Origin of the sequence: Haloarcula mannanilytica (genome assembly GCF_005406125.1) — an archaeon.
In the GTDB taxonomy this organism is placed as follows: domain Archaea; phylum Halobacteriota; class Halobacteria; order Halobacteriales; family Haloarculaceae; genus Haloarcula; species Haloarcula mannanilytica.
Map to the genome: position 1 here is coordinate 724,581 of NZ_BIXZ01000001.1, position 23,869 is coordinate 748,449.

The following is a 23,869-nucleotide window of genomic DNA, read 5'->3' on the forward strand; positions in this document are numbered from 1 at the left end:
CGCGAAAAAGCGTGTCGTTCTCCCCCAACTGCGACCCGAGGGCACGGCGACGGGGAAAGACCGGAGGAAGGGACCGTCAGTTGCTGAACTCGTTGCAGACCGGGATGCCGACCGTGTTGTAGTCGCTCATCGCGGCCAGTTCGTCGGGCACCTGGTGGATGTCGACCGTCTCCTCGACCAGCGCGGTTGGATCGAGTTTGCTCGACTCGATCATATCCAGCATCTCGCTGTACCGCGACGGCTGCAAGCCGAGCGACCCCTTGAAGTCTATTTCCTTGGCCACGAACTCGTCGGTCGGGAGCGAGACCATCCCCTTCTCATCGCTGGTGGTAAGCCCGATCTGGACGTGCGTGCCGCCTTTGCGGAGCGAGTTCACCGCGTTCTGGCAGGTGGTCGCGATACCCAGCGCGTCCGCGGACACGTCGGCACCCCCGTCAGTGATGTCTCTGACTTCCTTGGCGGGGTCGTCTACCTCCTGTGCGTTGACGGTGGCGACAGCGCCGAGGGCTTCCGCACGGTCCAGTTTCTCGTCCATCAGGTCGACCCCGATGACGTTGCCGCCAAGCGCGTTGGCGATGTGGACCGCGGAGAGCCCGATGCCGCCACAGCCGTGGATGACGACGTCGTCACCGGCGCTGACGGGTGCACGGTGGGCCATCGCGTGGAACGAGGTCATGAACCGACAGCCACAGCCCGCGGCCGCCTCGGCGTCGATGCCGTCCGGGAGCGGGATGGCGTTGAGTTCGGCGTTGGGGATGTGGACCTCCTCGGCGAACGCGCCGGGGGCCTGGTTCATGAACCCGAGGCCGACGTGGTTCTCGCAGATGTTCTCGCGTCCGTTCCGGCAGAGGTCACAGTTCCCGCAGGCGAAGTTGAACGGGATGGCGACCTCCTGTCCCTCCTCAAGGTTTTCGACAGCCTCGCCGACGGAGACGATACGTCCTGTGGGCTCGTGGCCGAGGATGTGTGGCGGGTCGGGCCGGTAGCCGAACCAGTCCCAGTCCCCCTGCCAGCAGTGCCAGTCGGACCGGCAGATACCGCAGCCGATGACCTCGGCGACGGCACCGTCCGGCTCGGGCTCGGGGCGTTCGACATCCTGTACTGTGAGCGGTTCCTGAAACTCTTCTAGTAGTACTGCTTGCATTACAAGTAATATGTAGAATATCTCATTAATTAAAATTATGGATTCTTTATAACATGATTGATACGGGGCAGCAGCTCCGCTACCCACTATTTTGTGGGACATATAGTATCAAGTCTACACGTCAGAGTTCCTGACTGAGAACGACGTTTCGACTTCCGGAGCCGGTTACGCACCGCTATATGTCTGCTTTCTATCTGTTTCGATCGACCTGGAAGCGCCGCAGAGGCGCGCGGAGGCGGACCGAGAACGTGCCCGCTAACGGCATCCGCTCAGCCCAGCCAGCCGTAGTCGCCCTCAGCGTCACCGAAGCGGCCATCCGGCGGGTCAAACCGGTAGAGGTCCTGTCCGAGCGCGGCCCACGCGAGGCCGTAGACGGTCGCAGTCGCGGGCTGGATGTCGAACCCGAGGAACACGACAGTTCCGAACCCCAGCAGGACGCCCAGCCACGGCGGCTGGATGCGGGTCCTGACAAGGCCGACCGCGACCAGCACCGACCCGCCGACCAGCGCGAGTACGCCGATTCCGATTATCGCCTCGCCGCCGCCGGTGAGCAGGCGGAAAAGCTGGCCGACTGCAAAGACGAGCCCACCGAGCGCGCCGACCCACGCGCCGATTGTCCCGGGCCGTTTCATCCGTGCGCCGTAGAAGTCCTCGACAGCGTAGTGGCCGGCGACGACACCGAGTGCGGAGATGATGATTCCGGCCAGGACAGGTGTACTCGTCGCAGTCTGCTCGGTCATGGACAGCGCCACGGCCCAACCGATCCAGACGACACCACCGACGGCGGCGACCGCACCCACGCGCTGACACCGTAGCTTCGCCATACCGGCGAGTTGGCGGCGGGCTACAAATGCACACCGGACCTGCACACGCCGCTGGTTAGGGACGCTCGGTGTGGCCCGGTCGCACGCGACGGGGTGGGCGGGGGTTTCGCAACAACTTTGCACGGGCCGGTCCGTCGGTCGCACATGAAACTCGCCGGTATGGCCAGCAACCGCGGCCGAAATCTCATGAACATCGCGGACCGCGCCCCGGGCGGCGCGTCCTTCGCCGTCGTCCTGACTAACGACGCCGACGCGCCGGTGCTCGAAGCGGCCGCCGAGCGCGGCATCCCGACCGAAGTCGTCGAGCGCGACGCGGACGAATCGCGCCAGTCCCACGAGGAGCGGGTTCTCGACGCGCTCTCGGAGTACGACTTCGACCTCGTCACGCTGGACGGCTACATGCGCATCCTCAGCGAGACGTTCCTCGACAGCACGCCGACGACGCTGAACGTCCACCCGAGCCTACTGCCGAACTTCCCCGGTGCAAACGCCCACGAGCAGGTGCTGGACGCCGGCGTGAAGGTCACTGGCTGCACGGTCCACGTCGTCGACGAGAGCGTCGACGGCGGCCCCATCGTCACGCAGGAACCGATCCCCGTCTTCGAAGGCGACGACGAGGACAGCCTCAAGGAGCGTGTGCTCTACGAGGGCGAGTTCACCGCCTACCCGCGCGTCGTCGAGTGGTTCGCCGAGGACCGCGTTACCGTCGACTGGGACTCGGGCACCGTCTCGGTCGAAGGCGACGACGGCGGCGACTTCCCCGCCCGGCGGGTCGTCTCGGACGACCTCGCGTCGAGCCTGCGCTACGGGGAGAACCCCCACCAGGACGCCGCGCTGTACACTGATACGACCGTCTCCGAGGCCAGTGTCGTCCATGCCGACCAGCTCAACGAGGGCGCGAAGGGGCTGTCGTACAACAACTACAACGACGCCGACGGCGCCTTGAACCTCATCAAGGAGTTCGAGGAGCCCGCCGCCGCCGTCATCAAACACACCAATCCGGCCGGCTGTGCGACCGCCGACTCCGTGGCCGACGCCTACGGGAAGGCCCTGTCGACGGACCCGATGAGCGCGTTCGGGGGTATCGTCGCGCTGAACCGCGAGTGTGACGCCGCCACCGCCGAGCAGATTATCGACTCGTTCAAGGAGGTCGTCGTCGCGCCCGGCTACACCGACGCCGCGCTCGACGTGCTGTTCGAGAAGGACAACCTCCGCGTTCTCGATGTAAACGAGAACTTCGAGGTCACGGACAGCCTGACCGAGAAGCCCCTCGTCGGGGGCCGACTCGTTCAGGAGCGGGACACCCAGCACCTCTCGGCCGACGACCTGGAGGTCGTCACCGAGCGCGAACCGACCGACGAGCAGGTCGAGTCGATGCTGTTCGCCTGGCACACCCTTAAACACGTCAAGTCCAACGGCATCCTCTTCGCCAAGGGGACCGAGACCGTCGGTATCGGCATGGGACAGGTCTCCCGTGTCGACGCCGTCCGGCTGGCCGCGATGAAGGCCGACGAGCACGCTGAGGGCAAAGACGCCGAGGGGGCGGTGATGGCCTCGGACGCCTTCTTCCCGTTCCCGGACGGCATCGAGGAGGCCGCCGACGCCGGTATCGAGGCCGTCATCCAGCCCGGCGGCTCGAAGAACGACGACAGCGTCATCGAGGCCGCGGACGAACACGACATGACGATGGTGTTCACCGGCCAGCGGTCGTTCCGCCACGACTAAGCCCGGAGACAGCGACGGCAAGTACCGGCCACATTCCAACGAAAGAGGTTTTTCGGAGGGTTCTGAACCCGCTGTCGATGGCAGACAACAACGACAGGGAGGAGGCTGTCCGCGACGCTGTGGACGTGTCTCGGAGCGGTGCGCCGGCGGGTGGTAGTGTCATCCGGGACCGGTTCTCCGCCGATGAGATCTTCCAGCGTATCATCGTCGCGGCCGACGAGGAGGTGACAGTCGGGTCCCGGGAACTGTTCTTCGCCGGCATCGCGGGCGGGTTCGCTATCACGGTGACGTTCATGCTGTACGCGTCGCTGTACGCGAAAACCGGCGGCGACCCGATACTGAGTGCGCTGCTGTACCCGCTGGGGTTCGTCTTCATCATTCTCGGCGATTATCAGCTCTACACCGAGAACACGCTCCCGCCAGTCGCGCTCGTCCTCGAACGGCTGGCGAGCCTCCCGTCGCTGCTCCGTATCTGGGTCGTCGTCCTCGTATCAAACGTCTTCGGCGGGATGCTCGGCGCGGCGGCGCTGGCGTTCACCGACGTGCTCTCGGATGACGCGGCGACAGCTGCTGCCGGCTTCGCCCAGAAGGCCATCGAAACCTCACAGATTACGCTGTTCTCGAAGGCGGTGTTCGCCGGCCTCATCGTCGCCGGTGTCGTCTGGGTCGACTACTCGCTGCGGGACAGCATCTCTCGGCTCGTGTTGATCTACATCTCGTTCCTGGCGATTCCGTTCGGAAGCCTCTATCACGTCGTCGTCTCCGCGACGGAGATGTTCTATCTGGTTTTCATTGGGGAACTGGCGCTGTCTGTCGGCCTCTGGGAGTTCGTCCTGCCGGTGCTTGTGGGTAACTCCGTCGGCGGTGTCGCCCTCGTGACTGTTGTCAACTACTTCCATACGACCGAACGGCGGCTGGAAACCGCCCGCGAGGGAGGGCGAAAACGGCAGCTAACCATCCGTGAATGGCTCTGGGGCGGGTGGTCGGCCTCCGGTCGCTCATACGTGCCAGCGACCGAGGAAATCCCTCGAAGTGATCCGGGATCGAGAGACGACGACTCCTGACACAAACCATTTCAACGCGCTCCGGCTATCGATGGTGTGAGCTGGGTGAAGAACAACCGCCTGCTGCTTCTGTTTGCCGCCGTCGTCTTGACCACGCTGGGAGCTGTTGGTCTGGGCATCGTGGGCGTCGTTGCGACATTCGGGGCGCTGCTCGGCGGTGGTGCAGTCGTCCAGACTTTTGGGACGTTCTTGCTTGGCACGCTGCTGTTGATGGGCGTCGATATCGTGTTCTCGGTCGCACTGTTCCGCGAACTGGCGCGGCAAGCGTCGATACCGAAGAGCCAGCGCGTCGCTGCCGGGCTTGCTAGTCTCGAATCGGTACTCCCGCCGTTCGCGTCGCTCGCCCTCTCAGACGTGTTCGAACCGCCCGAACCGACGGTTGACGAGCGCCACGAGGAGTTGACGCAACGATACGTCGAGGGAGAACTCTCCGAGGGCGAGTACGAGCGGGAACTGCAGGCGCTGCTCGGCGAGGCTGAGGAGTCGGATGCCGAACCGCTGGACGCCTCCGAGATCGATATTGAATCGGTACGGGCCTCGGCGACCGACACCGAACGTGAACCCGCCCGGGAATAACACTGAGCGGGTTTTACATGGCCGCCCGACGACAGGGCCGCTATGGACACTCCCACGTTCCTCGAAGTCGAGGTGGAACGGGACGCCGTCGCCTCGGCACTCGATGCCGTTCCCGGCGTCGCCGTTGTCGATGACGCCACCGCCGTCTCAACGCCACCACCGACGGGACCGGACAGCGCCGACGATTCCCAGCCTGATGGCCCCGGTCTGACGGATCGACTCGGGTCGCTGTGGCGACAGTGGGGCCTGCTCGGCACGGGCCTGTCCCTGATCGCGCTGGGCGCGGCGACGGCCGGCCTCTGGTGGTACCGCCGCCGAAACGCTGACGACACGGATGGCCAAGACGTTGACGACTACACGACGGAATGGGACACTGATAGCGCAGTCGATACGCCAGCCCCGTCGGAATCAGCCGTTGACACGCCCTCGCCGACAGACTCGGATTTCGAACTGACGGCACCAGCGGGAGACGCAGACGACACGCCGACCCCGGGAACACAGGAGACGGCATTGGCCTCGGAGGCGACACCGACCGAGTCCGAGAACCGGCAGCGAGACACCGGACTGGAGACGGAGCAGTCTGACGTGGCTGGGTTTGAGACAAAGACCGATACCTTTGGAGAAGAGGAGACAGAGGCGGATGAGACCGACACCGACGAGCGGCCGGAGGCGAAAATCGATCCCGCGCCGCTGCTGGGGGCTGCGTTCCTGATTCTTTCGAGCGCGATTGGCCGGTGGGCCACGCGTGACCGTAGCGACCGGGCGTAACCCCTGACTCAGGTCCGCAACCGCGGGCACAGAGGCGAACGGATCGCGGGCTGTTCACGGCGGCCTCTCTGCCGAACACACCGACACAACAGTCCGACAGGCTAAAGCGAGCGGCTCCGATAGCCCGACCATGGAGTTCCACGAGGCCGCGAACTTCCTCTTCGAGTTGCGCCGGTTCGCCTCGCGACCCGGTACCGATGCCACGCGGAACCTGCTCTCGTCGCTCGGTGACCCACAGGAGGGGCTTCGCTGCGTGCAGATCGCGGGGTCCAACGGGAAGGGCTCTACCGCGCGGATGGTCGAGCGAACGCTTCGGGAAGCGGGCCTCGATGTCGGGCTGTACACGTCACCGCATCTCGACGACGTGCGCGAGCGAATCCGTATCAACGGCCGGAAGCTCTCCGAGGCCGCCCTCGTCGAGTTCGTCGAATCAGTCCGGACGTACGTGACCCAACGGGGTGCAGCCAACGACTCGCCCACCTTCTTCGAGACGCTGACGGCGATGGCGCTGTGGGAGTTCGACCGCCAAGACGTAGACGTTGCGGTGCTGGAAGTCGGTATCGGCGGCCGGTACGACGCCACGAGCGTGGTCGACCCCGTCGCCAGCGCCGTCACGTCGGTGACGCTCGAACACACCCATATCCTCGGCGACACTGTCGCGGAAATCGCCCACGACAAGGCCCACGTCGCTCCGGACGGCAACCCACTGGTGACCGGGACGACCGGCAACGCGCTCGCCGCCGTCCGCGAGACGGCCGGCGATGTCGTTACAGTCGGGAGCGCTGACGAGGACAGCGAGGACGAGACAGCGACCGACGTGGCCGTCCGCTACGGCGGCCGCGACGGACTGGAAGCGGCGGTCTCGGTCGAGGGGCCAGACTGGTCGGTCGAGACGCACCTTCCGCTGCTAGGCGCACACCAGGCACAGAATGCCGGTATCGCGGCTACGCTGTGCCGGCAGGTCGCGGACGTTTCACGGGCAGATATCGAACGCGGCCTCCGAAACGCCCACTGGCCCGGCCGGTTCGAGGTGATGAACGAGTCGCCGCTGGTCGTCCTCGACGGGGCACACAACTCCGGGAGCATCGCCCGGACCGCGGAGACGCTGTCCGCGTTCGACTACGACGACCTCCACGTCGTCATCGGCGCGATGGTCGACAAGGACCACGAGGGCATCGCAACGGCGCTGCCGGACCCGGACCACGTCGTCGCCTGCCAGCCCGACGTAGACCGCGCGGAGTCCCACCACGTCGTCGCAACCGCAGTGGAGACGGCGACCGACGCGACAGTCGAGACGCGCCACGACGTGGCGGGCGCGCTCGGTATCGCACTCGACGCTGCCGACCCGGGCGATGCCGTCCTCGTGACGGGGTCGCTGTACGCCGTCCGTGAGGCCCGCACGCGCTGGTCGCGCTCGCTAATCCCCAAACAGGTCGACTCGCTGGCGGAGGCCCGCCAGACCATCGCGGACGCCCACGTCACCGACGCCGGAGCCTGGCGGATGCGGGGCAAGGGCATCCACCGGGTTCTGCGAACCCGTGTCCAGCCGCGACAGGCCCAGTACCTCAAGGAGGAACTGCTGTCCCTGGGCGGGGAGTGTGCCATCTCCGGCCTGAACGACCAGGACGAGGAGTCCCTCGACGTAGTCATGATGGCAACGATGGCCCAGTACAAGCGCCTCGCGGAGAAACTGGACGGCCAGCCCTACGGACTCGCCTCGTTCGCCGACGAACTGCGGGCGGCCCTCTCAATTCAGCAACCCGAGCCCGACACATCGACGGTCCACCCCTGGGACGACGGCACGGCCGTCATGGGCATCTGTAACATCACGCCGGATTCGTTCCACGATGGCGGCGAGTACAACGCCGTCGAGGACGCAGTTACCCGCGCCGAGCGGATGGTCGAGGCCGGTGCAGACATTCTCGACATCGGCGGGGAGTCGACCCGGCCCGGGGCCGAACCGATATCCGTCGAAGAGGAAATCGACCGCGTCGTCCCGGTCATCGAGGCGCTCTCGGACCTGGATGTCGCGCTCTCCGTCGACACGCGGAAAGCCCCCGTCGCTCGGGCGGCACTCGATGCGGGCGCGGACATCCTGAACGACGTGTCCGGCCTCGAAGACCCGGAAATGCGACTCGTCGCCGCCGAGTACGACGTGCCCGTCGTCGTGATGCACTCCATCGAAACGCCGGTCGACCCCGACAGCGACATCCACTATGACGACGTGGTCGAGGACTGCATCGATCAGTTGACCGAGCGCGTGCTGCTCGCGGAGAAGGCCGGGCTGGACCGCGAGCAGATCATCGTCGACCCCGGCATCGGTTTCGGGAAGTCGCCCGCGGAGGACTTCGAACTGCTCGACCACCTCCCGGAGTTCGAGGCGCTTGGCTGTCCGATTCTGGTCGGCCACTCCCACAAGTCGCTGTTCGGATTGGTGGGCCAGGAGGCGGGCGACTGCCTGGAAGCGACTATCGCCGGGACGACGCTGGCGGCCGAGCGGGGGGCCGACATCGTTCGGGTCCACGACGTGCCCGAGAACGTCGCGGCGGTTCGGGTCGCCGAGGCAACGCAGAATCCACAGAAGTTCGAGGACTGACCCGAACAGGAACAATCCGCTGCGAGAGCTCCGACAACGACGGGCAATCCCAGAGTTCGCGCTGCTGATTTATTTTTCTCAATGGTGAGAATCAGAAGCGAACATATAACCCCCACGTCGTTTGACTCCCGGCATGGCATTTCAAAGCGAGAGTGCGGGCTCTCGAAAGCGTATCACTGAATCTGAGAGGTCTGGCGTCGATGGGACGACGCTTACCGACCGAATTGGGCTAGACGCTAGCGAAATTCACTGGCGCAAGGAGTTCACCGGATTCGACGACTCGGATGTCGACCATCTCACCGCGATGGCAGACGAGACGAACGCCCAAGCCGAATCTGTCGTCGACGATTTCTATGACCACCTCCAGTCGTTTGACGAGACACTCGAAATTTTCGGGCGGTCCACCAAGTCCGTCGACCAGCTCAAGCAGACCCAGGCGCAATATCTCCGCGACCTCGTCGCCGGGAGCTACGACAAGCAGTACTTCGAGAACAGGGCCCGCATCGGGAAGATCCACGACATGCTCGACCTCGGGCCGAAAATCTATCTCGGGGCCTACAGCATCTACTTCAAACACTTCTTGCGGACAATCGTCGATGACCTGCAATCGGGCGATGCCGACCGAGACGAGGCGCTCGAAGAAATGCAATCGCGTGCGCTCTCCGTCTTCAAGCTCCTCAATCTCGACCAGCAGGTGGCGATGGACACCTACATCGACTCCTACAGCAAGCGGCTGGAATCGGCAATCGACGACCAGCAAGCACTGATGCGGGAAGTCGAAGACGGGCTCCAGCAGCCAATCGACGAACTGAGCGCCTCGGCCGAACAGGTCGCCGAGACGAACCAGCAGATCAACGCCACTGCCGAGACCCAGTCCGAGTCGATGGACGAAGTGGCGGCCGAGGTCGCGGACATGAGCGCGACCATCGAGGAAATCGCCTCGACTGCCGAGGAGGTCGCAAGTACCAGCACGTCGGCCGAACGGAAGGCCGAACGCGGGAACGAGGCCGCACAGCAAGCTGCGTCGGTGATGAACGATGTCGATGACGCCGTCGATGCGGTCTCGACCGACATCGCCGGTCTCCGGGAGCAGGCCGACGAGATCGACGACATCGTCGAGGTGATAAACGACATCGCGGACCAGACGAACATGCTCGCGCTGAACGCCTCTATCGAGGCCGCACGCGCCGGGGAGGCCGGCGACGGGTTCGCCGTCGTCGCCGACGAAATCAAGACGCTCGCGGGCGATTCACAGGAACACGCGAACCAGATAGAGGATACCGTCACGGAGATTCAAGACGAGACCGTCGACGCCGTCGAGAGCCTCGAAACCGTCACCGAGCAGGTGACAGAGGGCATCGAGCAGGTCGAGGCAGCGGCCGAACGGCTCGAAGAAATCGTGTCGGCGGTCAACGAGGCGTCACAGGGCATTCAGGAGGTGTCGGCGGCGACCGACGATCAGGCGGCCTCGACCGAGGAGGTCGCTAGCATGATCGACGAACTGTCGAGCGGCATCGAGGATATGTCGGCACAGCTCGACGACCTCGCGGCGACGAACGAAGAACAGACGGCGAAGATTCAGGACGTGGCCGAGACCGCGCGGCGACTCGATACCGATACGGAATAGCTTCGACCAGTAGCCAGCGCGTCTGACTTACTCTTCTGGCTCGGGCGGCTCGACCGCCTCGGCCTCCGTCTCCGTCACGCGGATGCCCTTCGAGGCGAGGTGGCGCATCTGCCGGCGGACGAAGTCTTCTTCGGTCGTGCCCCGCGTGGCGAGGATGACCATTCGGGCGTCGCCAGCGGGGCGCATCGTCCGCCCGGCCCGCTGTGCGCCCTGGCGGCGGGACCCACCGAGTCCAGAAGCGACGATAGCGAGTTCGGCGTCGGGGAGGTCGATGCCCTCGTCGCCGACCCGAGAGACGACCAGCGTGTCCAGTTCGCCCCGCCGGAACTGGTCGAACAGCTTCTCCCGGCGGGCGTGTGGCGTCTCGCCGCTGATAAAGGGAACATCGATGGCCTCACTGATTGCCTCGCCCTGGTCGAGGTACTCGATGAACACCAGCGCCTTCGCGGCGGGGTTCTCGGCCAGTGCGTACCGGATTTCGTCGATTTTGCCGCTGTTGTTGGCCGCGGCCTGCCGGCGGTCGTGGCCCGACGTGGAACTGTACTCGGACTGCTCGGTCTCGTTACCCCACGGGACGAGCCGGATTTCGACCTCCGGCTCAGCGACGTAGCCCTCGTCGAACAGTTTGCCCCAGTCCGTGCCGATTGGCGGGCCGATGAGCGTGAATATCTCCTCCTCGTCGTCGCTCTCCCGGGTCGGCGTCGCGGTGAGGCCCAGCCGGTGTTTGGTCTGGAGGTCCGCGCTCCGGCGGTGAATCGGCGAGGGGACGTGGTGGACCTCGTCGAAGACGATGAGGCCCCACTTGCGCTGGTCGAACAGCTTCCGGTGGCGGTCCATCCCGGCGGTGCGGTACGTGGCGATAGTTATTGGTCGGATGTTCTTCTCGCCGCCGTGGTACTCGCCGATGTCGTCGTCGGTCAGGGAAGTGTGTCTGACCAGTTCGTCGTGCCACTGGGTTGCGAGTTCGCGCGAGGGGACGAGAATGAGCGTCTCGCCGCCGACGGCGGCCATCGCGCCCATCGCGGCGACCGTCTTGCCCGACCCCGGCGGGCCGACGAACACGCCCGACCCCTGCTCGGTGAACCGCTCGACCCAGTCTTGCTGGTAGTCCCGCAGGCGCAACAGGAGGTCCATCTCGATGGCGTCGCCGGTCTCCAGGTCCCGGTCGTCCCGGACTGGATAGCCCGCTTCATACAGTGTCCGTTTGATTTCGGCAGTCGCGTCCTCGTTGACCCACGACTCCGAGTCTGAGATGGGGGCCCGGAGGTGGTCGTCGTCAAGCTTCTGTCGGGCGACGTTGCCCATCAGGTCGTCGCTCTCGGCTTCGAGGACGACGTAGCCGTCCTCGTGGGTCTTCAGGCGGAACTTCCGGGCGCGCTCCCACTGGCTCGTCACCCACTCTTCGAGGTGGGGCGAGCGCTCGCCCAGCACGTCCCGCATCGTCGCCAGAAGATCCTCCAAGGACTCGTGGGGCGCGGCCCAGATGTCCTCCTCGCGGAGTTCGTAGACGTAGCCGCCCGAGCGGTTGGTGTCCTGCAGGCGCGCGAACTGCGAGAGCTGCGCCCGGGTAAACTGCTCAGGGTGTTCGACGACCACTTCCCGGCGGTCCGGAAAGAGAACCACGCGCTCGCGGTCAGTCACCTCGGCGATATCTGACGGGTACCACACGGACTCGACCTCGGTCACGTCCTGGCGCTCGATGTCACCGTCGGCGGCGAGACGCTCCAGTGCCGCCCGCGCCTGGTCGGGCGTCAAGTCCGTCTTCCGGGAGAGTTCCGTCGCCGTCAGATGCGGGCGGCCGACGGCGTCGATGGCGTCGTAGACGGCGTCGAGTTCGAGTTCCGTGGCGGGGTCCGAGTCGTCGTCTCGGTCGGCTGGCTCCTCGGCTGTCACTACCGGATGGAGGTGGTCGACGCTCAAACGGGTTTCGTCTGTCCGGCCCGACCGCCGGCTCGAATACGTACATTAATGTAGCGCCACCCGGACCTGCCGGCATGGTTGAGGGAATCGCTGCCGGACCGTGGTCTATCGTCCCCGCGCTCGTGGCCATCGGGCTGGCCTGGTACACTCGTGACGCCCTCATCGGGCTGTTCGTCGGTATCGTCGTCACGGGCGTTCTGGTCGGCGCGTTACACCCCCAGGCGGTCGGGGTCCCGTCGGACCTCATCACCGCCGGTGGCGACGTGGCGACTGTCCAGCCACAGGCCGAGGACGGGAGTCCATGGACGGTCGGCGTCGGTGGCATCGCACTCGGGGCGATATTCGGGCTGAAGCTCGTTCCCGAAATAATCGCCACGGCCCCGCTGTTCGGGGAATGGTACGTCAAGAACGTCCTGCTCGCCATCTTCGCCATCGGCGGGCTGATCGGACTGATGATACGGGCCGGGGCGATTCAGGGCGTACTTGAGGCACTGGTGGCGCGAGCGGATTCAGCCGCAGACGCCGAGAAGGCCGCCTTCTTAGCGGGTATCGCCATCCACATCGACGACTACTTCAACTGCCTCGTGGTCGGCTCGATGATGCGCCCGCTGACGGACAAGTTCGACGTGTCGCGGGCCAAGCTCGCGTATTACGTCGACTCCGCTGGGTCGCCGGCCTCCCGGCTGGCGTTTTACTCCACCTGGGGTGCCGCGATGGTCGGCTTCATGGGTAGCGGGCTCGTCGAGGCCCAGCAACAGGGGACGCTCCCGTCGGGCATGGCCAACTTCGTGAACACCGGCGGCGACCAGGTCACCGCCGCGACCGGGGCCGTCTGGCCGCTGTTTTTCAACACGCTGTTTACCGGCTTCTATTCGTGGATCGCACTCGCGCTCGCGGGACTGGTCGCCTGGCAGGTTGTGCCCAACCTCTACGAGATGGGCGTCGAGGAGTCCCGCGCGAGAACCGAGGGGAAGGTCGTCGGCGACGACGCCGACCCGATGATATCGGAAGAGATGGACGAGTACGAGATGTCCGAGACCGCCACGCCGGACTGGAAGAACTTCGCTTGGCCCATCCTGACCATGATCGTTGTCGGGCTGAGCGCGATGTTCTGGCGGGCCAGCCCCGTCATCTTCGTCGAAGGGAAAGAGGGGATGGGGACCACGCTGCTCCAGCTTGGCAGTTGGCAACTGATCGCGCCGCCGAGTGGCCCGTGGGCGTTCAACATCGGCGGCGTCCAGCTCGGTCTCGCGTCGTTCTCGGCGCTGATTGTCGCCTTCCTGCTGTACCGCTGGAAGGGCGATATCCCCTCGAACGACGATGCCACTGATGCGATGCTGGTCGGGTTCAAGGGCATCTTCCTGGCGGCCGTCATCCTGATGTTCGCCAGTTCCATCCAGAACGCGGTGTCGATACTGGGCATCTCGTCGTTCGTGACGAACGTCTTCGGCGGCGTACCGGCGTTTATCATCCCGGTCGGGATCTTCCTCGTGACCTCGTTCGTCAGTTTCTCAGACGGGTCGTCGTGGTCGACCTACGGCATCATGTTCCCAATCGCTATCCCGCTCGCGTTCTCGACGGGCGCGAACCTCCCGCTCGTCCTCGGGGCGGTGTTCAGCGGCGGTATCTTCGGCGACCACACCTCGCCGATCAGCGACACGACCGTCCTGGCGTCGTCGACGAGCGGAAGCGACCACATGGTCCACGTCAGGAGTCAAGCGCCCTACGCCCTCATTGCGGCGGGCGTCGCGGCGGCGCTGTTTCTCGTGTTCGGGCTGGTGCTCCCGGAAGGGTTCCACATCATTCCGTACTGACCGCTAGAACAGTTCATCACCGTCAGAACGCGGAATTTGGTTACAACAAGCCGTGGTCTTCGATACGCTTCTCGTATAACTGCTCGTACTCGCTGCGAACGTGCGCGTGATCGAACTCGGCGCAGGACTCGTCGACGGTCTGTCGCTCGAAGTCGGCTGACTCGGCGATCTTGTCGGCGATTTCCTGGGGGTTCGTCACCCGGAACGCGCGGTCGCGCTGCTCAATGAGTTCGTGAGCCGAGGATTCGGCCTGGTACTCCACGATACCGATACAGCCACAGGCCATCGCCCAGAGGAGGTCGGTGGCGAAACACTCCCGGAACGCCGTTTGGACGAACACGTGCGCGCCCTTATATATCGAGACGCGCTCCTCAATGTCACACGCACCGACAAAGGTCACGCGGTCGTCGATGCGGAGGTCGGCGGCCTCCTGTTCGTAGTGGGCTCGCTCCGGGCCGTCACCGATAATCGTCGCCGACCAGCCTTTCTGTCTGAGCTCCGCCAGCCCGAGCAGCAGCGACTCGACGTTCGCGCTACCATCGAGGCGGTGGGCGTACACCACGTCGATTTCCTCGTCGGCCTCAGTCTCCCGAACGAGGTCCATGTCGATGCTCTGTGGGAGAATCGCCGTCTGGTCCGCCGTCGCCCCCCGCTCGCGGACCCGCGTGCGGACGAGTTCGGAGGGGGTGATGAGACAGTCCGACGCGCGGAGCGCGAGGTCGGCCCGGCGGCTCTCGGGCACGTCCTCGTCGCCGAACCACTCCGTGAGCAGCGGCGCACGCGACAGCGCTGCGCCGGTCTTGGCCGCCAGCGCGACCGACGCCGGCGTCGGATGGACGTGGACCACGTCCGGGCGGTATCGTGCGAGCATGGCCGGCAGTCGGACACAGAAGGAGGGGACGGTCGGGGAGACGGTGACAGCGCGGTAGGTAACGCCGTCGCGTTCGCGCTGATTGTCGAACCCCGTCCACCACTGCGAACAGAACACGGTCACGTCGTGGCCGGCGTCGGCGAGTTCGGTAGCCACCCGCTCCAGCCGGGTCCGGCCCACAGTGTCCCGGTACTGACTCGTCTCCATGGCGACGACCGCGACACGCATACAGGGGCGACGACGTGACCGCTCAAAAATCCACCCGTTCGCGGCTGACGGCGAACGCCAGCAGTTCACTGGTCGGCTCGCAAAGGGTTTTGCCGATCCCTGCCCTCCCTCAAGCCGTGACTGCGTACGACCTCTCTCGCTATCTGAACGTCCGGAGCGCCTACGGCAGTTCGTTCGCACCGGACGGCACGCTCGCCTTCCTGATGAACACGACCGGGGTCGCCCAGGCCTGGTCGCTTACCGAACCCCACGGCTGGCCCGAGCAGCTGACCTTTTACGACGACAGCGTGAGCTTCGTCGACTACTCGCCCGAGCGCCAGGAACTCGTCTTCGGCATGGACGAGGGCGGCAACGAGCGGGCGCAGCTGTACCGGCTCGACGCGGACGGGCACGTCCACGAACTCACAGACATGCCCGACGCGAAACACCGCTGGGGCGGCTGGTCGCCCGACGGCGAGCAGTTCGCCTTCGCGTCGAACCGCCGCGACGAGGCCGTGTTCGACATCTACGTGCAGGACCGCGATGTGACCGGCGATGCGGCAGAACTCGTCTGGGAGGGCGACGGCTGGCTCTCAGTCGGTGGTTTCTCGCCCGACGGAAAGCACCTGCTCGTCAGCGAGGCCCACTCCAGTTTCGACCAGGACATCTACGTGCTGGACATCGACAGTGGGGAGCTGACCCATCTCACGCCACACGAGGGGAACGTCCGCTACACCAGCGCGTCGTGGGGGCCGGAAGGCGAAGCAGTGTATCTCGTCACCGACGCCGAGAGCGACACGCTCGACCTGGCTCGCCTCTCGCTCGACGGCGACCTCGATATCGTCCGCTCTGACGACCAGTGGAACATCGACGGGGTCGCGCTAGACAAGGACAGCGGCCGCCTCGCGTACTCGCGCAACGTCGACGGCTACAACCAACTCACCGTCGGCGAACTGACCGGTCCCACGGACATCGAGACGTTCCCGACACCGGACCTGCCGGGCGGACTGGCCGGGGGCGTCTCCTGGGGACCCGACGCCGAGCGCTTCGCCGTCAGCGTCACCGGGCGCACGGTCAACACCAACGTGTTCGTCGTCGAGGCCGAGACCGGCGAGAGCGAGCAGTGGACGGCCGCCTCGACCGCCGGCATCCCGCGCGAGACGTTCATCGAACCCGAGGTCGTCCGGTTCGACTCCTTCGACGGCAGAGATATTCCGGCGCTGTTCTCGCTACCGGCGGCCGCCGCTGACGGGGCCAGAGACAACGGCGACACGCCCGTCATCGTCGACATCCACGGCGGCCCGGAGAGCCAGCGCCGGCCGTCCTTTTCGGGCCTGACCCAGTACTTCCTCTCGCGGGGGTACGCTGTCTTCGAGCCGAACGTCCGCGGCTCAACCGGCTACGGGAAGGCCTACACGCACCTCGACGACGTTGAAAAGCGGATGGACTCGGTGAAGGACCTGCGGGCCGGCGTCGACTGGCTCCACGACCACCCGGCGGTCGATCCCGACCGAATCGTGGCGATGGGCGGGTCCTACGGCGGTTTCATGGTACTGGCGGCGCTGACGGAGTATCCCGAGCTCTGGGCCGCCGGCGTCGACGTGGTCGGCATCGCAAACTTCGTGACGTTCTTAGAGAACACCGGCGACTGGCGGCGCGAACTCCGTGAAGCCGAGTACGGCTCCCTCGATGAGGACCGTGAGTTCCTCGAATCCATCTCCCCGATCAACAACGTCGACCGCATCGCCGCGCCGCTGTTCGTCCTCCACGGGGCCAACGACCCGCGCGTCCCGGTCGGCGAGGCCGAGCAGATAGCAGCGCAGGCGGCCGAGCAGGGCGTTCCCGTGGAGAAACTCGTCTTCGACGACGAGGGCCACGGCATCAGCAAGCGGGCGAACCGCATCGAGGCCTACACCGCTGTCGTGGAGTTCCTCGACGAACACGTCTGAACGGTTTCGAGTGAGAACCGGGGACGGTGGCACTGCAGGGTTTTTATACGGGTGTTTCAGTCGGCGAAAACGTTCAGGCGGCTTTATGGTGTTCCCGAAGCAGCGTTTCGTATGGAGATAGCCGAGCGCTCGCGAGCGCGGGTGCAGGAGCGCCTCGCCCGTCTCGAACAGGAGTTCGGCTCGACGCCGGTGGACCAGACCACCTTTTCAGTGGACGCAGCGGCGTACCAGCGTGCCGTCGAGCGCTCGCGGGAGGGACAGGTCGACGTACACGCGTTCGTCCACAACGAGTCGGGCGACGTGTTGCTCAGCGACGCCGACGGGTCCTGGGAGGTCCCACAGGGTCAGACACAGGGAGCCGAGCGGCCGGCGACGGCGGTCGAGCGGGTCGTCTCGGAGACGGCCGGCGTCGCGTGTACGATTCGGGACGCGGTCCGGGCCACTATCTGTGGCGTGCGAAACGAGTCAGACCCGGACGCCGAGACGGTGTATCGGCTCAGCATCGTCTTCGACGCGGAGATCAACAGCGCCGCGCTCGAAGACGGCGACGCCGCGGAGGCGGCCGGCGAAGCCGAGGCGTCGCTTCGCTGGGACGACTCGGGCGAGGTCGCAGTCGCTGAACTGGTTTAGATAACGCCGGTCACTGTCGCCGCTTCTATCGCTGCCTCCTCGCTCATGCCGTCGCCAAGCACCGTGTAGCGGTCCCGTATCTGGTGGGCCGTCGTCAGCGCTTCGATCACCGTCTCGTCGTCGATGCCGAGTTCATCCGCCGTCGTCGGTGCGCCGATGGCCGCCAGTGCGTCTCTGGCGTCTTTCCACTTGCCTTTCTGGCCGCTGTGGAGGTACTCGGTCATAATAGAGCCGACGCCGACCTGATGGCCGTGGAGCGCGCCGTCGGGGACGAGCCGATCTAACTGGTGGGAAAACAGGTGTTCCGCGCCGCTGGCCGGGCGCGAGGAGCCGGCAATGGACATCGCAACGCCGGAAGAGACGAGCGCTTTCACCACAATCCAGGACGACTCCTCTAGCCCCTGTTTTATCGAGTCGGCGCTCTCGACGAGCATCTCGGCGGTCATCTGGGAGAGCGCGCCGGCGTACTCCGAGTAGTGGACGTTTTTCAGGCGGTGGGCGAGTTGCCAGTCCCGAACCGCAGTGTAGTTCGAGATGATGTCAGCACAGCCGGCGGTCGTCAGCCGCCAGGGGGCCTCCGCCAGCACCTCGGTATCCGCGATGACGGCCAGCGGCGGCTCTGCGGCGACGCTGTGGCGCGTATCGCCCTCAGGGACCGAGCCCCGACCGGAGACGATGCCGTCGTGGCTAGCGGCCGTCGGGACCGAGACGAAACCCAGTCCCAGGTCGTCGGCGGCCATCTTCGTGATATCGATGGCTTTCCCGCCGCCGACGCCCAGCAGGAAGCCGGCGTCGATGTCGCTCGCGTGGTCGATGACGCGCTGGACGGCGTCGAAACTGGCTTCTTCGATGACGATCTCGGAGGGGTCGTACCCCTCGTCTTCGAACTGTGCGACGACCCGCTTGCCGGCGACATCGTGTGGCGTCGGGCTGGAGACGACGAGCGGTCGGCCGGTCAGGTGGAGCTCGCTGACGGCCTCGATTGTCTGCCCGAGGACCCCGTGCCCGACCACGACGTTGCGGGGCAGGCGGATCCAGGTACGTTTCTCGAACATGGTAGCCTGTCCCCGGCCACGCGTGAAAACAGTTTAGATGCACAGGATAAGTCAGGGCTCGATAGCGATCCGTGAGCAAATCTTTTGACAAGTATCTCATACAAGTTTTCCAAAAACAATTATTAACATCCCTGTTTGGGTGCGTCTGTCATGGCACATGACACGACTGACGACGGCATGCGAGCGTCTCGGCGGACGTTTCTGAAAGCGACCGGGATGGCCACGGCAGCCGCCGCGACCGGCGCGGGTGTTGGGACCGCCGCGGCGCAAGCGGACGTGGACACACTCATCGAGGACCTCACACTGGAGCAGAAAGCGGCCCAGATGACACAGGTCGCGATCAGCTCCTTCGAGGCGGAGCCGGAGGACCCGAACGTTCCCGACAGCTTCGGGGTCGACACTGTCGGCGAGTACTTCAGCGAACTCGGCATCGGGTCGATTCTCTCCGGTGGGGCCGAACCGCCGAGCTTCGACGGTAACGAAGTGGTTCAGGGCATCAACGCCCTACAGGAGTACAACTTAGAGAACGCCGACCACGACATCCCGTTCCTCTACGGCGTCGACGCGACACACGGGAACGGGTTGCTAGAGGGCGCGACAGTGTTCCCCCAGCGGCTGAACATGGGTGCGACGCGGGACCTGAGTCTGATTGAAGAGGCCGAACGCCACACGAGCGATTCGACGGCGTCGATGGGCGCACACTGGACGTTCGCCCCGACGACGGACCTCCAGCGGGACCCCCGCTGGGGCCGCTTCTTCGAGGGCATCAGCGAGGACCCGAAACTCGAAGGGGATGTCTCGCGGGTCCGGGCGCGGGCACTGGAGGACGACGACCGGCTGACGGCGTGTGTCAAGCACTTCGCAGCCTACTCCATCCCGAACAACGGCAACGACCGCGCGCCGGCCTCGACATCCATGCGCGACCTCCGGACGAATATCTTCCCGCCGTACCGGGAGGCACTGGCGGCCGAGCCCGGGACAGTGATGGTCAACAGCGGCGCGATAAACGGGGTCCCGGCCCACGCCTCCCACTGGCTGTTGACGACGCTGCTCCGGGACACCTACGGCTACGAGGGGATGGTCGTCTCTGACTGGGACGACCTCAACCGGATGATCACGAACCACGACTACGCGCCGGACTTCGAGACGGCGACGGAGATGGCCATCAACGCCGGCGTCGACATGTACATGATCGGCAACGGCGGCAGCGCACCGGGACCGGTGCAGTTCATCGACACCGTGGTCGGCCTCGTCGAGGACGGCGCGATCCCCATGGAGCGCATCGACGAAGCGGTTCGACGAATTCTCGAACTGAAGGCCGACCTCGGCCTGTTCGAGCAACCGACGGTCGACGAGTCCCGCATCGGGAACGTACTCGGCGGCGCACAGGAGGCCTCCGAGACGATGGCCAAGGAGTCACTGGTCCTCCTGAAAAACGACGAGGACACGCTCCCGCTATCGGGCGACGAGAGCGTCCTGCTGACTGGCCCCGGTGTCGACGGCGACGGCAACAACACACGCGCGCTGATGCAACACGGCGGCTGGACGCTCGGCTGGCAGGGAGCCAGCGCCGGCGGCCCGTATCCCCGCCAGAATCTCCTCGAAGAAGAACTGCAATCCCGCGTCGGGGATCTCACGCACGTCCCCACGTCCTACGAGAACACGACCTGGTTCAACGGCGAGGGTGACGGTGATGACCAGCAGAGCGACGAGAACGGGAACTTCGACTTCACCGACGAGCAACAATCACAGGTCGAGTCGGCCGCGCCCGACGCCGACGCCGTCGTCGTGGTCATCGGCGAAGGGACCCACAACGAAGGCTTTGGCGACCGGGACGAACTGGTACTTGATGAGGCCCAGCAGGCACTGCTCGATACCGTCGTCGAGTCCACCGACGATTCGACCCCGATCATCGGCGTCATGCTTGCCGGCGCGCCGCGGGGCTCTCCGGACACCTTCAGCCAGCTCGACGCCCTCCTGTTTGCCGGCCAGCCCGGCAGCGACGGCGGGACTGCCATCGCCGAGACGCTGGTCGGCGAGTACAACCCCTCGGGCAAGCTCCCGTTCAGCTGGCCCGAGAACGTCGGCACTACGCCCGTCCAGTACAACCGGTACGACCCGACATCGACGGGTGCGACGGACAACACAGCCATCTTCGAGTACGGCCACGGGCTCTCCTACACCGACTTCGAGTACGGGACCGTCTCGGTCACACAGCCGACCGTCGGCAACCCGGCTAATCAGTCCGAAGTGACCGTCAGCGTCGAGGTGACCAACACCGGGGAGATGGCCGGCGAGCACATCGTCGAAGTGTTCAACACCCAATCCTACGGCTCGGTACTCCAGCCGATGCGCCGACTGCTGGGCTACGAGCGCGTCTCACTGGACTCCGGCGAATCGACCACGGTCGATGTGACTGCCGACCTGACGGCGCTGGAAGTCGTGCCGGGTGACGTGCTCGGACTCGCCCCGAAGGTCGTCGAAGCCGGCGAGTACGAACTCACTGTCGGGCAGGACGGCCCGACGACGACGCTGACTGTCCAGAACACGGCGAGCATTACCGACCCGGACCCCGTTCCGGGCCTTCCGAACGGGTCGGGAGGCAATCCCGGTCGGGGTAATGGGAATGGTAACAACGGAAATAGTGGGAACGGCAGCGGAAACAATGGCAATGGGACCGGGAATAGCAGCAACCGCGACCCGACGATGGAGGACGTTGTCGACCTCCTCGATGAGGTTCGACACAGCTCCTGATACTGTCGGCTGTACGTCTGTGAAGAATGTTGCCACCCCGGGGTGGCAAGTATCTTGAATTAGGGACAGCCAACAGTATGAGGCGGGTACCGCGACCGAACCCGCTGCTGTTCCCGGCCACAAGCTGGACCACAGAGCACCACCCCGTGTCGATACACTTCGGCCCGTTCTCACTCTCACTAATTATTATATACTTTCGGTGACAGAATCTGACACAGCGACCCCGTAATATGGGACCAGCCGACACGCTCTGACCCGCTCACCATGCCTGACTCCACACGCCAGCCGAGCGCGACCGTTCGGGACCGACTCCAGCAGTACGGACTCTCCGAGACAGAGGCCGAGACGTACCTCGCCGTCGTGGAAAAGGGACCGGCAACGGCCCGGACGGTGGCTGAAACGGCGGGGGTCTCCACGAGCTACGTGTACGACATCTGTGATTCGCTGGCCGCGGACGGCTTCGTCACCGTCGACGACCACCGGACGCCGACAGTCATCCGTGCGACGCCCCCGTCGGAGGCCTTCGGTGCGCTGAAACGCGAACTCGACACACTTGAGACGGCGGTCCAATCCCGGTATGAGGACAATTCGACTGCCGACAACTCCTTCGAGGTAGTCAAATCCCGGCCGACTATCGTCAAGCGACTGGAGCAACACATCGACGCCGCCGACTGCGAGGTCGTGCTCCAACTCCCGGCACGCCGACTGCCCGACCTCCGCGAGCCGCTGCGCCGTGCCCGCGAACGAGGTATCCTCGTACTCCTGACGCTGTCGGGCTACGACGCCCAGTCGATGACCCTGGAACTGGACGGCGTCGCCAATGCGGTTCGACTCGGCCTCGACGGCGCGCCGTCGCTACTCGCGACGGACCAGCAGCGCGGACTCGTTTCCCCGTCGACGATGCTCAGCTGGGATCACGACGAGACGAACGCGATCACGTTCACGCAGGAGGCCGTCGCCGCAGTGCTCGTTGGTTCCTATCTAGGCAATTACTGGCCCATCGGCGAGGAAGTGCTGGTCTCCCGACCCCCCAGCCTCCCCGTTCGGTACGACATGTTCCGCCCCGTCGTGTTCACGACGACACTCGCGCTCCGGGCTGGGGAGTCGGTCGTCGCCGACCTGTACGCCCGGCCGACGGGCTCCGACGACGACTTCGAAGTGATAACCGGCGACGTGGTCGATGTCCGCCAGAACCTCCTCGAACCGAGCAACAGCGACTTCGGCTTCGAGAACTCGCTGGTCGTCGACACGGGACAGGAGCGGCTCACCGTCGGCGGGTACGGCGCGTTCCTCGAAGACTACGAGGTCAAGCACACGACGTTGCGCCGAGCGTAGTATTCTCTGTCAGTCAGTTAGGCGGTCGAGCAGCGCCGCTTCCGTATCCCGGTCAGGCCCGAACTCCCGACCAGTCCGGCCGTTCTCCCGATGCTCGGCGACGGTTACTGCCAGCGCCGTCTCGTGGGGCGTCGACGACCAGCCCAGGCCACGTAGTTTCGCTGTCGACAGCAGATGCGGCGAGTCGCGGTAGATCGGGAAATCGCCAGGGTCTAACCCCGCCGCCGCGAGCTCGCGCTCGCCGACGCCGACAGTCTCGACTGCAGTCTCGTGGACGCTGGCGAGTAGGTCGACCCACTCCCGGAGCGTCGGCGCGTGCTCGTCGCCGACGTTGTACGCCTCGCCAGCCGTTCCCCGCTCCGCGACGAGACGGAGCGCACTCGCCACGTCCTCGACGTAGGCCATCTGCCAGAGGCTGAGGCCGTCGCTGGGAACGACTACCCGGTCGTACTCGGCAACCCGGTTCACCCAGTAGGCGAACCGCTCGGTGTAGTCGTGGGGGCCGTAGACGACGGTCGGCCGGACGCTCATCGCCCGCACGCCGTCCTCGGCGGCGGCGAACACCTCGCGGTCGCCCTCGGCTTTGCGCGGGCCGTAGGTCTCTCGGCTGTCAGTCGTGGCCTGCTCGTCGGTACAGCCGGCAAGCGGCGTTTCTCCCTCCCGCTTTGGCGTCCGCTCGACGCCGTAGGCCGCGCCGCTTGAGACGTACACGTACGCATCGACATCAGCGAATACGTCAGTCGCCACCCGCACGTCCGTCGGGAAGTACGCCACGCAGTCGACGACTACGTCCGGGTCGACCCGCTCGCGCGCTGTTTCGAGCGTGGCCTGCTCGCGCCGGTCGCCCTCGATGTGGGCAACGTCGGTGTCCGCGAACGGGTTCGGGCGCTGCCCGCGGGTGAGCATCGTCACGTCGTAACCCGCGTCGCGGAACTCGGTGACCGTGTGCCGGCCGATGAACCTGCCGCCGCCGATGACGAGAACGCTGTCCATGCCCGTCCCTGTTCCGG

General features: G+C 65.4%; 17 protein-coding genes. 11 read left to right on the plus strand and 6 right to left on the minus strand.

The annotated features are described in order from the left end of the window. Positions 1–76: 76 nt before the first annotated feature. Together Harman_RS03665 and Harman_RS03670 are read right to left on the minus strand one after the other, a co-directional pair. On the minus strand, positions 77–1,144 hold the full coding sequence (locus Harman_RS03665) for a zinc-dependent alcohol dehydrogenase family protein (RefSeq protein WP_137682458.1): 1,068 nt from the start codon (positions 1,142–1,144) through the stop codon (positions 77–79). 269 nt (positions 1,145–1,413) lie between these two features. Then, positions 1,414–1,968 carry a hypothetical protein gene (locus tag Harman_RS03670; protein WP_137682459.1) on the minus strand — a complete coding sequence of 185 codons (555 nt, stop codon included), beginning with the start codon at positions 1,966–1,968 and terminating at the stop codon, positions 1,414–1,416. A gap of 144 nt (positions 1,969–2,112) precedes the next feature. On the opposite strand from Harman_RS03670, the gene purH reads away from it, so the two are divergent. The 6 genes from purH to Harman_RS03700 all read left to right on the plus strand — a co-directional run bounded on the left by purH (position 2,113) and on the right by Harman_RS03700 (position 10,324). Continuing rightward, a complete protein-coding gene (gene purH / locus Harman_RS03675; RefSeq protein WP_137682460.1) occupies positions 2,113–3,693 on the plus strand; it encodes a bifunctional phosphoribosylaminoimidazolecarboxamide formyltransferase/IMP cyclohydrolase in 1,581 nt (526 codons plus the stop codon). 77 nt (positions 3,694–3,770) lie between these two features. Then, positions 3,771–4,757 carry a formate/nitrite transporter family protein gene (locus Harman_RS03680; protein ID WP_137682461.1) on the plus strand — a complete coding sequence of 329 codons (987 nt, stop codon included), beginning with the start codon at positions 3,771–3,773 and terminating at the stop codon, positions 4,755–4,757. A 36-nt stretch (positions 4,758–4,793) separates the two neighbouring features. Next, on the plus strand, positions 4,794–5,333 hold the full coding sequence (locus Harman_RS03685) for a hypothetical protein (RefSeq protein ID WP_137682462.1): 540 nt from the start codon (positions 4,794–4,796) through the stop codon (positions 5,331–5,333). A 42-nt stretch (positions 5,334–5,375) separates the two neighbouring features. Continuing rightward, positions 5,376–6,101 (plus strand): hypothetical protein, encoded by a 726-nt coding sequence (locus tag Harman_RS03690; protein ID WP_137682463.1) that lies wholly within the window; start codon positions 5,376–5,378, stop codon positions 6,099–6,101. 130 nt (positions 6,102–6,231) lie between these two features. Then, complete coding sequence (gene folP, locus Harman_RS03695) at positions 6,232–8,697, plus strand: dihydropteroate synthase (protein ID WP_137682464.1); 2,466 nt, start codon at positions 6,232–6,234, stop codon at positions 8,695–8,697. Positions 8,698–8,830: 133 nt separating this feature from the next. Further along, entirely contained in the window at positions 8,831–10,324 is a 1,494-nt protein-coding gene (locus Harman_RS03700; RefSeq protein ID WP_137682465.1) for a globin-coupled sensor protein, read from the plus strand. A gap of 27 nt (positions 10,325–10,351) precedes the next feature. Here the strand turns inward: Harman_RS03700 and Harman_RS03705 are convergent, their stop codons facing one another. Further along, positions 10,352–12,217: a DEAD/DEAH box helicase gene (locus tag Harman_RS03705; protein WP_137682466.1), complete on the minus strand. Its 1,866-nt coding sequence runs from the start codon at positions 12,215–12,217 to the stop codon at positions 10,352–10,354. A gap of 101 nt (positions 12,218–12,318) precedes the next feature. Between Harman_RS03705 and Harman_RS03710 the strand changes: the two genes are divergently transcribed. Continuing rightward, positions 12,319–14,058: a Na+/H+ antiporter NhaC family protein gene (locus tag Harman_RS03710; RefSeq protein WP_137682467.1), complete on the plus strand. Its 1,740-nt coding sequence runs from the start codon at positions 12,319–12,321 to the stop codon at positions 14,056–14,058. A gap of 40 nt (positions 14,059–14,098) precedes the next feature. Here Harman_RS03710 and Harman_RS03715 read toward each other — a convergent pair whose 3' ends face one another. After that, the gene (locus Harman_RS03715) at positions 14,099–15,157 is read right to left on the minus strand and encodes a glycosyltransferase (protein ID WP_137682468.1); all 1,059 of its coding nucleotides are present in this window, start codon (positions 15,155–15,157) and stop codon (positions 14,099–14,101) included. 116 nt (positions 15,158–15,273) lie between these two features. Between Harman_RS03715 and Harman_RS03720 the strand changes: the two genes are divergently transcribed. Both Harman_RS03720 and Harman_RS03725 read left to right on the plus strand, forming a co-directional pair. Further along, on the plus strand, positions 15,274–17,085 hold the full coding sequence (locus Harman_RS03720; RefSeq protein WP_137682469.1) for a S9 family peptidase: 1,812 nt from the start codon (positions 15,274–15,276) through the stop codon (positions 17,083–17,085). 111 nt (positions 17,086–17,196) lie between these two features. Next, the gene (locus tag Harman_RS03725; protein WP_137682470.1) at positions 17,197–17,715 is read left to right on the plus strand and encodes a hypothetical protein; all 519 of its coding nucleotides are present in this window, start codon (positions 17,197–17,199) and stop codon (positions 17,713–17,715) included. Here the strand turns inward: Harman_RS03725 and Harman_RS03730 are convergent. Beyond that, positions 17,712–18,770 (minus strand): NAD(P)-dependent glycerol-1-phosphate dehydrogenase, encoded by a 1,059-nt coding sequence (locus tag Harman_RS03730; protein ID WP_137682471.1) that lies wholly within the window; start codon positions 18,768–18,770, stop codon positions 17,712–17,714. The two genes, Harman_RS03725 and Harman_RS03730, sit on opposite strands and share 4 nt — an antisense overlap. Before the next feature lie 150 nt (positions 18,771–18,920). Between Harman_RS03730 and Harman_RS03735 the strand changes: the two genes are divergently transcribed. After that, positions 18,921–21,524 (plus strand): glycoside hydrolase family 3 protein, encoded by a 2,604-nt coding sequence (locus tag Harman_RS03735; RefSeq protein WP_137682472.1) that lies wholly within the window; start codon positions 18,921–18,923, stop codon positions 21,522–21,524. A 264-nt stretch (positions 21,525–21,788) separates the two neighbouring features. Then, entirely contained in the window at positions 21,789–22,859 is a 1,071-nt protein-coding gene (locus Harman_RS03740) for a TrmB family transcriptional regulator sugar-binding domain-containing protein (protein ID WP_137682473.1), read from the plus strand. Positions 22,860–22,868: 9 nt separating this feature from the next. Here Harman_RS03740 and Harman_RS03745 read toward each other — a convergent pair whose 3' ends face one another. Further along, positions 22,869–23,852 (minus strand): NAD-dependent epimerase/dehydratase family protein, encoded by a 984-nt coding sequence (locus Harman_RS03745; protein ID WP_137682474.1) that lies wholly within the window; start codon positions 23,850–23,852, stop codon positions 22,869–22,871. Positions 23,853–23,869: the final 17 nt, after the last annotated feature.

Bases quoted from the DNA above. Each gene is read 5' to 3' on its own strand.
- Harman_RS03665 (WP_137682458.1), bottom strand. From the start codon at position 1,144: ATGCAAGCAGTACTACTAGAAGAGTTTCAGGAACCGCTCACAGTACAG.
- Harman_RS03670 (WP_137682459.1), bottom strand. From the start codon at position 1,968: ATGGCGAAGCTACGGTGTCAGCGCGTGGGTGCGGTCGCCGCCGTCGGT.
- purH (WP_137682460.1), top strand. From the start codon at position 2,113: ATGAAACTCGCCGGTATGGCCAGCAACCGCGGCCGAAATCTCATGAAC.
- Harman_RS03680 (WP_137682461.1), top strand. From the start codon at position 3,771: ATGGCAGACAACAACGACAGGGAGGAGGCTGTCCGCGACGCTGTGGAC.
- Harman_RS03690 (WP_137682463.1), top strand. From the start codon at position 5,376: ATGGACACTCCCACGTTCCTCGAAGTCGAGGTGGAACGGGACGCCGTC.
- folP (WP_137682464.1), top strand. From the start codon at position 6,232: ATGGAGTTCCACGAGGCCGCGAACTTCCTCTTCGAGTTGCGCCGGTTC.
- Harman_RS03700 (WP_137682465.1), top strand. From the start codon at position 8,831: ATGGCATTTCAAAGCGAGAGTGCGGGCTCTCGAAAGCGTATCACTGAA.
- Harman_RS03710 (WP_137682467.1), top strand. From the start codon at position 12,319: ATGGTTGAGGGAATCGCTGCCGGACCGTGGTCTATCGTCCCCGCGCTC.
- Harman_RS03715 (WP_137682468.1), bottom strand. From the start codon at position 15,157: ATGCGTGTCGCGGTCGTCGCCATGGAGACGAGTCAGTACCGGGACACT.
- Harman_RS03725 (WP_137682470.1), top strand. From the start codon at position 17,197: ATGGAGATAGCCGAGCGCTCGCGAGCGCGGGTGCAGGAGCGCCTCGCC.
- Harman_RS03730 (WP_137682471.1), bottom strand. From the start codon at position 18,770: ATGTTCGAGAAACGTACCTGGATCCGCCTGCCCCGCAACGTCGTGGTC.
- Harman_RS03735 (WP_137682472.1), top strand. From the start codon at position 18,921: ATGGCACATGACACGACTGACGACGGCATGCGAGCGTCTCGGCGGACG.
- Harman_RS03740 (WP_137682473.1), top strand. From the start codon at position 21,789: ATGCCTGACTCCACACGCCAGCCGAGCGCGACCGTTCGGGACCGACTC.
- Harman_RS03745 (WP_137682474.1), bottom strand. From the start codon at position 23,852: ATGGACAGCGTTCTCGTCATCGGCGGCGGCAGGTTCATCGGCCGGCAC.